Origin of the sequence: Rhizobium sp. AG207R (assembly GCF_027109195.1) — a bacterium.
Lineage (GTDB): Bacteria > Pseudomonadota > Alphaproteobacteria > Rhizobiales > Rhizobiaceae > Rhizobium > Rhizobium dioscoreae.
Map to the genome: position 1 here is coordinate 1 of NZ_JAEPVT010000024.1, position 11,402 is coordinate 11,402.

7 protein-coding genes are annotated in these 11,402 nt (G+C 61.5%); 4 read left to right on the top strand and 3 right to left on the bottom strand.

Annotated elements, in window-relative coordinates; translation table 11 throughout:
* Window positions 1-466 precede the first annotated feature (466 nt).
* From hrpB to JJQ51_RS32710, 3 genes are all read left to right on the top strand, one after another.
* Window positions 467-2,944 (top strand): ATP-dependent helicase HrpB, encoded by a 2,478-nt coding sequence (gene hrpB / locus JJQ51_RS32700; RefSeq protein ID WP_269245862.1) that lies wholly within the window; start codon window positions 467-469, stop codon window positions 2,942-2,944.
* A gap of 47 nt (window positions 2,945-2,991) precedes the next feature.
* Window positions 2,992-4,284 (top strand): ActS/PrrB/RegB family redox-sensitive histidine kinase, encoded by a 1,293-nt coding sequence (locus tag JJQ51_RS32705; protein ID WP_173002575.1) that lies wholly within the window; start codon window positions 2,992-2,994, stop codon window positions 4,282-4,284.
* 75 nt (window positions 4,285-4,359) lie between these two features.
* Window positions 4,360-4,947 (top strand): ActR/PrrA/RegA family redox response regulator transcription factor, encoded by a 588-nt coding sequence (locus JJQ51_RS32710; RefSeq protein ID WP_113333884.1) that lies wholly within the window; start codon window positions 4,360-4,362, stop codon window positions 4,945-4,947.
* Window positions 4,948-5,005: 58 nt separating this feature from the next.
* On the opposite strand, the gene JJQ51_RS32715 is transcribed toward JJQ51_RS32710, so the two are convergent.
* Complete coding sequence (locus JJQ51_RS32715) at window positions 5,006-5,542, bottom strand: MmcB family DNA repair protein (RefSeq protein WP_113352892.1); 537 nt, start codon at window positions 5,540-5,542, stop codon at window positions 5,006-5,008.
* A gap of 181 nt (window positions 5,543-5,723) precedes the next feature.
* Between JJQ51_RS32715 and JJQ51_RS32720 the strand changes: the two genes are divergently transcribed.
* Window positions 5,724-6,398 carry a L,D-transpeptidase gene (locus JJQ51_RS32720; RefSeq protein WP_095436107.1) on the top strand — a complete coding sequence of 225 codons (675 nt, stop codon included), beginning with the start codon at window positions 5,724-5,726 and terminating at the stop codon, window positions 6,396-6,398.
* Window positions 6,399-6,656: 258 nt separating this feature from the next.
* Here JJQ51_RS32720 and JJQ51_RS32725 read toward each other — a convergent pair whose 3' ends face one another.
* Together JJQ51_RS32725 and JJQ51_RS32730 are read right to left on the bottom strand one after the other, a co-directional pair.
* Window positions 6,657-8,825 (bottom strand): malate synthase G, encoded by a 2,169-nt coding sequence (locus tag JJQ51_RS32725; RefSeq protein ID WP_113352891.1) that lies wholly within the window; start codon window positions 8,823-8,825, stop codon window positions 6,657-6,659.
* A 118-nt stretch (window positions 8,826-8,943) separates the two neighbouring features.
* Entirely contained in the window at window positions 8,944-10,947 is a 2,004-nt protein-coding gene (locus JJQ51_RS32730; protein ID WP_113352913.1) for a hydantoinase/oxoprolinase N-terminal domain-containing protein, read from the bottom strand.
* Window positions 10,948-11,402: the final 455 nt, after the last annotated feature.

Sequence of the window (11,402 nt, forward strand, 5' to 3'; positions counted from 1 at the left end):
AGAACCACCAATCAGCATCGCAGCCAATCCAGGAAACACCAGAGCGAGAGACTTCGTCGCCAGCAGCGCCGCCGCCCTCGTCAGTGATCGGGCTTATAGACCCCCCAACCCGATATAGTCAACAGGCTCGCTGTAAAAATTCTGACATTTTTGTAAGTGATTGAATTAAAAAGCGGATTTGTGAACGCGATCAAAATCTTGGAGATTTTTTCGCGATTGGTCACGATTTCAGGATTCATTTTACGCCATCTGCCGGAATCATCCAGATAAGCGCTCCTAAAGGGCCACTTGCGCCTATTGCAAGCATTGGATCCGGCTCGCATTGCCAGCCGGACACCCAGGACCTAATAGACATCGAGAGATTGAAGGGAGCAGATATGGTGCTTCTCGATAAAAGGCGGGCACAGGCGGGGTCGAACCGGCAAACGCCAGCTTTCGCCCATAAACATATGCGGAGCGGGCAGGCGTGACATATAGAGTACCTTCATTGCCGGAGCTGCCTGTCTCGCATGTGCTCGCCGATATCGGTGCGGCACTCGCTGAAGAGCGGCGTGCCGTGCTCTCCGCGCCGCCCGGCGCCGGCAAGACGACGCTGGTACCGCTTTATCTCTTGGACGAAGCCCGGCGCGGCGATGACAGGATCATTCTTCTGGAGCCGCGGCGGCTGGCCGCAAGAGCCGCTGCTGCCCGCATGGCCTCACTGCTCGGCGAACAGGTGGGCGATACAGTCGGCTACCGCATGCGGCTCGACAACCGCATTTCTCCTAAGACGCGCATTGAGGTGGTGACGGAAGGTGTGTTCGCGCGGATGATCCTCGACGACCCCGAACTCTCAGGCATCTCCACCGTCATCTTCGACGAATTCCACGAGCGCTCGCTGGATGCGGATTTCGGCCTGGCGCTGGCGCTCGATGTGCAAGCGGCGCTGCGAGAGGATCTGCGCATTCTCGTCATGTCGGCAACGCTCGATGTGGAGCGTGTCGCTGCACTCCTCGACCACCCGCCCGTGATCGAAAGCATGGGTCGCAGCTTCCCGATCGATATCCGTCATCAGGATCGGCCAGCGGGAGAGCGGATCGAGGATACGGTGACGCGGGCAATACTTGATGCGCACGCGCGCGAACAGGGCTCCATCCTCGCCTTCCTGCCCGGGCAGGCGGAAATCACCCGCACGGTGGAGCGGCTGGAGGGCCGCTTCCGGCCGGAGACGATGATTGCGCCGCTCTACGGCAATCTCAGCCAGAAGGAACAGGATGCGGCAATTCGGCCAGCGCCGCAGGGCACGCGCAAGATCGTGCTGGCGACCTCGATCGCCGAAACTTCCATCACCATCGATGGCGTGCGAATCATTATCGACAGCGGATTGCAGCGCCTGCCCGTTTTCGAGGCTTCCACTGGTATCACGCGGCTCGAGACGGTGCGCGTGTCGCGCGCCTCGGCCGATCAGCGCGCCGGCCGCGCCGGACGAACCGAACCGGGCATCGCCATCCGGCTCTGGCATCCGGGGCAGACCGCGGCGCTTCCGGCGTTCACGCCGCCGCAGATCCTTTCGAGCGATCTTTCCGGCCTGGCACTCGATTTGGCCCATTGGGGCGTGCAAGATCCTGCGACGCTTGCCTTCGTCGATCAACCGCCTGCGACCACGCTTGCCGAAGCACGAGCCCTGCTGCGACAGCTGGGTGCGCTCGACGCGGAAAACGGGCTGACGGCGCGCGGACGGCTGATGCGCGAGCTCGCCCTGCCGCCACGACTGGCGGCGATGGTGATTTCGGCTGGCGAATTCGGCCAGGCGCGCGAAGCGGCGCTGCTTGCGGTACTGCTGACGGAACAGGGGCTTGGTGGGCAGAGCATCGACGTGGAAGACCGGCTGCGGCGCTTCAAGACCGAGAAGGGTGAACGGGCCGAGGCCGCGCGTCGTCTTGCCGGGCGTCTCGCTCAAGCGGCCGGTGGCAACGGCGGCACCCCTTCCTCTATTCCTCCGCTTGTCGGCGCGCTGCTGCTGCATGCCTTTCCCGACCGCATCGCGCTGCAGCGTGGCGGGCGGGGACGTTTCGTCATGGCCAATGGGCGCGGCGCAGAGTTGCCGGAGACCGAGCGGCTTGCCGGCTCCCAGATGCTTGTCGTCGCGGACCTGACGGGACGTGCGGCGCACGCGCGCGTTCTTGCTGCGGCGGAGATTTCCCGCGCCGATGTCGAAGAGCATTTGCCGGGCGAAATTCGCACCGAAGACCAGAGCTTTTTCGACAGAGCGAGCCGGCAGGTGCGGGCGCGGCGGGTGACAAGGCTCGGTGCCATCATCTTCGAAGAGACGCCTCTGCCGCGGCCCACCGGCGAGCCGGCGGCCAAGGCGCTGGCCGACGGCATACGGGAACTCGGGATCGGTGTCCTGCCGTTTTCCAAGGAAGCCACGCAGCTGCGGGACAGGATCGGCTTCCTGCATCGGACGATCGGCGATCCGTGGCCCGATATGAGCGACGAGGCGCTGCTTGCTCGGCTTGAGGAATGGTTCATGCCGTTTCAGCCCGACGCGCGCGGCCTCTCCGATATCTCCGCGGGCAGCCTTTCCAACGGGTTGATGTCTCTCGTGCCGCACGAGCTGCAGCGCGACCTCGCTCGAATGGCACCGACGCATTTCGAGGCGCCGACCGGCCACCGCCATCCCATTCAATATGATGGCGAGGAACCACTGTTGACCATTCGGGTGCAGGAGCTGTTCGGGCTAAAGCAGCATCCGGCCATCGGCGGCGGCAGATTGCCGCTGGTGCTGGAATTGACATCGCCGGCACATCGCCCGATCCAGACGACACGCGACCTGCCGGGCTTCTGGGCCGGATCCTGGAAGGATGTGCGCGCCGATATGCGCGGCCGCTACCCCAGGCACCCCTGGCCGGAAGATCCGGCCGAGGCCTTGCCGACGACACGCGCCAAGCCAAGGGGGACATGACGATGGCACGCTTCTTCCGGGGACTGGAAAAGCTCTCCGAAGCCGAAATGAAGGCGCAGGAGGGCCATCATACCAGCCGGCGGCTGAGACTGCAGACGCTGGTGCGCCTGCGCTGGCTTGCGGTCGGCGGTCAGACGGTAACCGTGATGATCGTCGCCTTCTGGCTGAAATTTCCCATGCCGCTGCTGCCCTGCTGCGTACTGATCGCCTGCCTTGCCTGGATCAACTTCTTCCTGACGCTGCGCTATCCGCCCACGCACCGACTGGAGCCGCCGGCAGCCTTTGCGCTGCTCAGCCTCGATCTCCTGCAGCTCTGCGGACTGCTGCTGATCACCGGCGGGCTTGCCAATCCCTTCTCGGCGCTCGTCTGCGTGCCTGTCATCATCTCCTTCGCATCGCAGCCGATCCGCTACAGTATGCCGCTCATCGTACTTGCAATGATCTGCATTACCGGTCTGGCATTCTCTCCCTTCCCCCTGCCCTGGTATGAGGGCGTTTCGGTCAGCGTGCATAGCGTCATGCAGCTGGGCGTGTGGTGCTCTATCGCCTCCACCATGGCCTTTGCCGCCTTTTATGCCTATCGCGTCTCCATGGAAGCCTCCCAGCTTGCGGATGCTCTTTCGGCGACGGAGCTGGTGCTGCAGCGGGAAAAGCACCTGTCGCAGCTCGACGGGCTGGCGGCGGCGGCGGCACACGAGCTCGGCACGCCGCTTGCGACGATCAGCGTCGTCGCCAAGGAGATGGAGCGGGAACTGCGCGAGGACGACCGTTTCCGGGAGGATGTGGCGCTGCTGCGCAGCCAGAGCGAGCGCTGCCGCGATATTCTCAGGCGGCTGACGACGCTCTCCTCCGAGGACGAAGCGCATATGAGGCGGCTGACGCTGTCGTCGATGATGGAAGAAGTGATCGCGCCGCACCGCGAGTTCGGGATCAACCTGGAATTCATCGAGAAGAGCCCGCGGGCGGGCGAACCTGTTCTGTCACGCAATGCCGGCATGATGTATGGCCTCGGCAACCTCATCGAAAATGCGGTCGATTATGCCCGCAAGACTGTGACGGTGACGGTGGAATACACCGCCGAAACTCTGACTATTATCATCGAGGACGATGGCGGCGGTTACTCGCCTGAAATACTGGCACGGATCGGCGAACCCTATGTCACCTCACGCCAGCGGGATGACACGGCAGGCGGCCTTGGGCTTGGGCTCTTCATCGCCAAGACGTTGCTCGAGCGCTCGGGCGCCACACTTTCCTTCGGCAATCGCGATCCGGAAACGCCGGGAGCGCGCGTCCGCGTCGAATGGCCGCGCGTATTAATCGACAGTAATTCGACAAAATGATTTTCGCGGCTTAAAACTGCCATCGTCAAAATCGGTTGAATATGCAGGCGGATGGTCGCCGGGATAGAAGATAACATGACGGATAAGGAAAGTGCTGCTCCGCCGGTCGGGGCCAAGGATGCCGAGGCCCATATCGGCCCGGATGCTACATTGCTGATCGTCGATGACGATGGTCCCTTTCTACGCCGGCTGGCGAGGGCAATGGAGGCACGCGGCTTTGTGGTCGAGACGGCGGAATCGGTGGCGGAAGGCGTTGCCAAATCCAAGGCGACCCCGCCGAAATATGCCGTGGTCGACCTTCGCCTCGGCGACGGCAACGGGCTCGATGTGATCGAAGCCATCCGTCAGCGGCGCGACGACACACATATCGTGGTGCTGACGGGCTATGGCAACATCGCGACGGCGGTCACCGCCGTCAAGCTCGGCGCGCTCGACTATCTCGCCAAACCTGCCGATGCCGATGACGTCTATGCCGCGCTGACGCAGCGCCCCGGCGAGAAGGCCGAAGTGCCAGAAAATCCGATGTCTGCTGACCGCGTGCGCTGGGAACATATCCAGCGTGTCTATGAAATGTGCGAGCGCAATGTTTCCGAGACGGCCCGGCGCCTCAACATGCATCGCCGCACCTTACAGCGCATCCTTGCCAAGCGGGCGCCGAAATAGAGCATACTATTGTATCGGGAGAGGACGCTGTAAGTGCAAGCTTCAAAGGCGCTCGAAGCTAAGGCGTCTCACCCCCCTCATCCGCCCTTCGGGCGCTTTCTCCCCGAGGGGAGAAGGCAAAATCTTTACCCGTCGCCCATTCTGCCAGCATTAAGCGCTGGGCGGCGGCGCGAGAGAAATTGAGCGTTACCGATTTGCGCGTCGCCGGCGGCAGGCGATGCTCCGGCGCCTCGCGTAGCATATGGGCGCCGTAGCCGTCCGACAGAAACAGCCCACAATCCTCCGGGAAGATATCCAGCGGCACATCCTTGTGCGTCGCGAAGAACATCCGGTCGCAATGCTGCCGGTATTCGGGCCATTTGCGGTCGACGCGGAAATCCTCGATCGAGGTCTTGATCTCGATGATCCAGATCTCGCCCTTCTCCGAAAGGCTGACGAGATCGGCGCGGCGACCGCTGGCGAGCGGCAGCTCCGGTAGCACGGCGTGACGCATTTCGTGCAGTAATAGTTGCACGCCTTTGCGTACAAGCATGGCCCGTTCCGACTGCCGGCCATCTATTAACGGATTGTTATTGTAAACGTTCAAAATCGTCATGAATTGTCTCGGGGACAGGCTTGGCGTTGTTGCAAAAAAACCATGTCCTTCTAATTTGCGCGCCGGCCCTATTTTTGTAGGGCCAGAGCAGCTTGCAAAGCCAAGTTTAATGGAAAATAAACTTTAGACAAAGATGGTTTACAGCCATCCATTTCCCGCCACGAAAATTCAAGAGACTTCCATGCGCATCCGTAATGCTATGACCGCACTCGGCCTTGTCGCAATGCTCGCATCGGCTGGCTATGCCACCACCGCCGCAGCAGCGCCGGCCGCCACCGCAAATTCGGCCACCGAAACCATCAAGACGTTCGATGGCGACTACGGCGTGACGACCGACAATGGCTTTCAGCTGCCGGCGATCCCGATCCAGAAGGTGAAGCCGCAGTTCCGCCGTCAGATCGTCGAATACAAGACGGATGAAGCGGAAGGCACGATCATCGTCAATACACGCGAGCGTCACCTCTATTATATCCTCGGCAATGGCGAAGCGATGCGTTACGGCATCGGCGTCGGTAAGCAGGGCTTCTCCTGGTCCGGCACCGCATACGTCGCCTGGAAGCAGGAATGGCCGAATTGGCATCCGCCGAAGGAAATGGCTGTCCGCCGTCCAGAAATCGCCAAGTATGTCGATGGCGGCATGAACCCGGGCCTTTCCAACCCACTCGGTGCACGCGCCATGTATCTCTACAACGAAAAGGGCCAGGACACGCTGTTCCGCCTGCACGGCACGCCGGAATGGGCTTCGATCGGCACCGCTGCCTCCTCGGGCTGCATCCGCCTGATCAATCAGGACGTGATCGATCTCTACAGCCGCGTTCTTCCCGGCCGCAGCACCAAGGTTATCGTTATCCAGTAATCACTGGACATTCGAATTGAAAAAGCCGCCGGATACTGATCCGGCGGCTTTTTTGCTTGAGGGATTTGGATCGATCCCAATCGTCAGGACTCGCCTTCATCCTTCAAGGCTCCGCCCTTGGCTGCGCGCCTCGGAATGAGGGCTCACTTTTTCCGCTGGCCGCAAGAGCCCCTCCACCTCATCGCGAGTTGCCTTGCAGTCAAAGCAGCGCAGAGGACAAGGCCTCGAACGATCGAGGTGACCTCCGACGGGATGAAGTTACCCCGCCTGCTTTGCCTTCAGCTCGATGCGGCGGCGATGCAGGACCGGTTCGGTATAGCCATTCGGCTGCTCGCGCCCCTTGAGGACGAGATCGAGAGCGGCCTGGAAGGCGACGGAGCCGTCGAAATTGCCTGACATGGGAACGTAGTTAGGATCGCCGGCATTCTGCTGGTCAACCACAGCCGCCATGCGCTTCATCGTTTCCAGAATCTGCGCTTCCGTGATGACCTTGTGATGCAGCCAGTTGGCCATGTGCTGCGCCGAGATGCGCAGCGTGGCGCGGTCTTCCATGAGGCCGACATTGTTAATGTCTGGAACCTTGGAGCAGCCGACGCCCTGATCAACCCAGCGCACAACATAGCCGAGGATGCCCTGGCTGTTATTGTCGATTTCCCGCTGGATTTCCTCCAGCGTCCAGTTCGGCCGCGAGGCGACCGGCACGGAGAGGATGTCGGAGAGCTTGGCGCGGGCGCGGCTCTTCAGGCTCTTCTGCACATCAGCAACATTGACGCGATGATAATGGGTAGCATGCAGCGTCGCGGCCGTCGGGGATGGCACCCAGGCGGTGTTGGCACCCGCCTTGGGATGCGCAATCTTCTGCTCGAGCATGGCCGCCATCAGATCCGGCATGGCCCACATGCCCTTGCCGATCTGGGCATGACCGGAAAGGCCACATTCCAGGCCGATATCGACGTTCCAGTTCTCATAGGCGCCGATCCAGGCCGCCTGCTTCATATCGCCCTTGCGGATCATTGGGCCTGCTTCCATCGAAGTATGGATTTCATCACCGGTGCGATCGAGGAAGCCGGTATTGATGAAGACGACGCGCTCGCGGGCGGCGCGGATCGCTTCCTTGAGGTTGACCGTCGTGCGGCGCTCCTCGTCCATGATGCCCATCTTGATGGTATTGCGCGGCATCCCAAGCAGATCCTCGACGCGCGAGAAGATGTCCACCGCGAAGGCGACTTCTTCTGGCCCGTGCATCTTTGGCTTGACGACATACATGGAGCCGGTGCGGGAATTCTTGCGGCGGCCACTGGGGCCGATGTCATAGAGCGCGATCAGGCCGGTGATGGCGGCATCCATGATACCCTCCGGCACCTCATTGCCATCACGGTCGAGAATGGCCGGATTGGTCATCAGGTGGCCGACATTGCGCACCAGCATAAGCGAGCGGCAATGCAGATCGAACGTGCCGCCATTCGGCGCCGTATAGGTGACATCGGGGTTGAGCCGGCGGGTAAAGGTCTTGCCGCCCTTGGCGACTTCCTCGGTCAGATCGCCTTTCATCAGGCCGAGCCAGTTGCGGTAAACCTCCGCCTTGTCCTCGGCATCGACGGCTGCGATCGAATCCTCGCAATCCATGATCGTCGTGATCGCCGATTCCAGGCGGACATCGGAAATGCCGGCCGGGTCGGACTTGCCGATGGCGGTGCTCGTGTCGATGACGATTTCGATATGGATGCCGTTCTGCTTCAGTAGGATATGGGTGGGGGTAGCGGCATCACCGAGATAGCCGGCGAAATGGCTGCCATCGGCGAGCTTTACGGCGCCGCCCTCGGTCGTAACCGCCAAGGCGCCATCCTTCACAGCGAAGCCTGTGACATCCTTCCAGCTTGCGCCATCAAGCGGAACGGTGGAATCAAGAAAATCCCGAACCCAGGCGATGACCTTCTCGCCGCGCTTGGGATTATAGCCCCTGCCCTTTTCGGCGCCAGCGGTCTCCGGAATGGCATCGGTGCCGTAGAGAGCGTCATAGAGCGATCCCCAGCGGGCATTGGCCGCGTTCAGGGCATAGCGGGCATTCATGACGGGAACGACGAGCTGCGGGCCGGCAATCTCTGAAATTTCCGGATCGACATTGGCGGTCGAGATCGTGAAGGCCGGACCTTCGGGCACGATATAGCCGATCTCGCGCAGGAAGGCTTCGTAGGCGGCGAGATCGACGGGCGCGCCATTCTTGCGGTACCAATCGTCAAGCGCTGCCTGCATGCGGTCCCGCTTGGCGAGAAGCTCACGGTTCCTTGGCGCGAGATCATGGACGATCTTGGAAAAACCGGCAAAGAAGGCGTCGGCATCCACGCCCGAACCTGGAAGCGCCTCCTTAACGAGGAAATCGTAGAGGACCTGTTCGATCTGAAGCCCGTGTTTTTCAATGCGGCTCATGCCATATACTCCTCAAGGCCGTGCTACGGCTCAATTTTAACATGTTGCCACTTTGCTCACGGTTTCACTTCTGTCAATTTGGCAATAGTTCGAAAGATTTATGCCTTTATGGAAATAATCAATCCATGGCGATTCGGGGACGGCCCGTGGCGGTTGCCACGAACCGGGCCTCGATCAGCTTGCGACTGCCTTCCACCTCGGGCGCATCCACCTGCTCATCCACTGTCACGACGAGGTCGACCGCGCCATTCAGCCTTGCCTGCGCCGTTGCAGCTTCCATCGCCCGCGCGCGGGCATCGGAGAAACTGTGGCTCTCGTCGGTAAAGCGCAGGCTCTCACCGGCACCATTCAGCACATAAATGCCATCCTCCGGCATGGTGACGAAGACGGTGACGCTGGTGCGGACCTGGCCGACGACAGCACCGACGGCATTCGCCACATCCGAATCGCCGGGAATGGCACTCTCGGTCGCCAGCATCTCGGCAATGGCGGGGTAATAGACCGGAGCGGAAGCACCGAGGCCGACCAGCGGCCGATCGAGCGAAATGGCGAAGCGGGCGATCCCCGGCGCGCGGCGAAGCGCGCGATCGATGGAGATGGATTTTGCGGGATCGAGATCGGCTACGCCATCTTCGGCCAAGCAGGCGGCAAGAATGACGTCGGCCGACTGGCGAGTGAGGCGATCGACGATCTTCTGCGCCAGCTCCTCGACGGATTCGGCGATCGGACGGCCAGAGCCATCCTTCAGCCGCATCGCCAAGGCCAGCCCGAGGCGGGCCGCTTCAGCGTTCCATTGCCCCTGCCTCCCAAGCACATGCATGGCGTCGGAAGGCGTCAGGCCGCTCAAATGCACAAGACCGCGCGCGACAAGCCGATCCAGCGTCGCCTTCTGCGACGTCATCGCCAGAAGCTTATCGAGTGCTACAGGCACGCTGCCGATGCGATCGAACAGCGTCTGCTCTGGCCCGGTGAGGCCGCTTGCAAGATGATCGGGTACGCCGGTGCGGAGCGCGAAACGGCCGGCGTTACGGGCGAGATGCGTCGCCCGCAGCTGCTGCTCCAAGACCTCAAGCACGACGGCACCATGCGTATGAGCGGCAAGGCTCAGCGGCAGCAGGCGGCGCGGGCCGAGTTCGAAAGCAGCGATAAGGCCGCGATCGTTGATCTTGACTTCGGAATCGCCACCAAGGCCGTAGGTGCGCATGGCGACTGCCTCAACCATGGTGCGGTAGCCTCCGACCACAGCACCATCGGCATCGAGCCGCGGCCGGCCATCTTCCATGACGGCGACATCGGTGGTGGTACCGCCGATGTCGGAAACGACGGCATTGTCGAGGCTGGTAAGATAGCGAGCTCCGACAAGACTTGCGGCGGGACCAGACAGAATGGTCTCGATCGGCCGCAGCTTGGCTTCATCGGCGGAAATGAGGGCGCCATCGCCGCGCACCACCATCATCGGCGCAGAGATGCCGCGCGTCCTCAGAAATCCTTCGCAGGCGCCGACAAGACGGTCGATCATCGACACGAGGCGGGCATTCAACAGCGTCGTCAGGGCGCGGCGCGGGCCGCCAAGCTTTGAAGAAAGCTCATGGCTGCAGGTGACGGGCAGATGCGAGAGCTCGCGGATGCAGTCGCGCACCCTGATTTCATGAGCCGGATTCCTGACGGCGAAATAGCCGGCAACAGCGAAGGAGGAGACCGATTTCGCCAGTTCCGGCAACGCGTCGCGCAGAGCCGTCAAATCGAGCGGATTTTCATTGCCATGAACATTGTGACCGCCGGGGAGGAAGAGCACGGGATCGGAGCCCAGCGCTTCCGCAAGGCCATCACGTTTGAGATCCTCGGGGCCAAAACCGATCATGACCAGCCCGGCGCGACCGCCCTGCCCTTCGACAAGCGCATTAGTGGCAAGCGTCGTCGACAGCGATACGAGGCCGATGGCCGAAACGGGAATGCCGGCCTTGGCGATGACGGCATCGACGGCGCCGGCAATGCCGACGGCCAGATCATGCCGCGTGGTCAACGATTTCGCCTTGGCGATTACGCCATCGGTTTCATGGAAGAGAACGGCATCGGTGTAGGTTCCACCCGTATCGATGCCGAGCAGGAAATGAGATGTCACGCTGATATAAAACCTCTGGCCCGGATAATGATTATGAACTTCCACGACGTCTATGAAGATAGGAACGAAGCGGCAAGCACAGAGCCTATCTCGCCCCCGGCGGGCGACAAAGCAATTTCATTGGTTTAGGCTGTTCTTACCTTCAGTCAGCGGTGTGTTCCTGGAGGGTGCGCACCCCCCTCTGTCGCTTTCGCGACATCTCCCCCACAAGGGGGGAGATTGGTAATCTGCAGCGCCTTTTCACCTCAAGCAAAGATCGAACCCGTTGAAATCGCGGTTTGCTATTTTGCGGTAACGAGCGTCAAACTCCCAACGATCTCCCCCTTGTGGGCAGGGCTATCGCATATGAGCGGAGATCGCCGCCGTCCCCTTCTCCCCAGCGGGGAGAAGGTGCCGCCAGGCGGATGAGGGGGTGCCCGCCAAGACCACAAAAATCCATGAATTCAAATCGATAA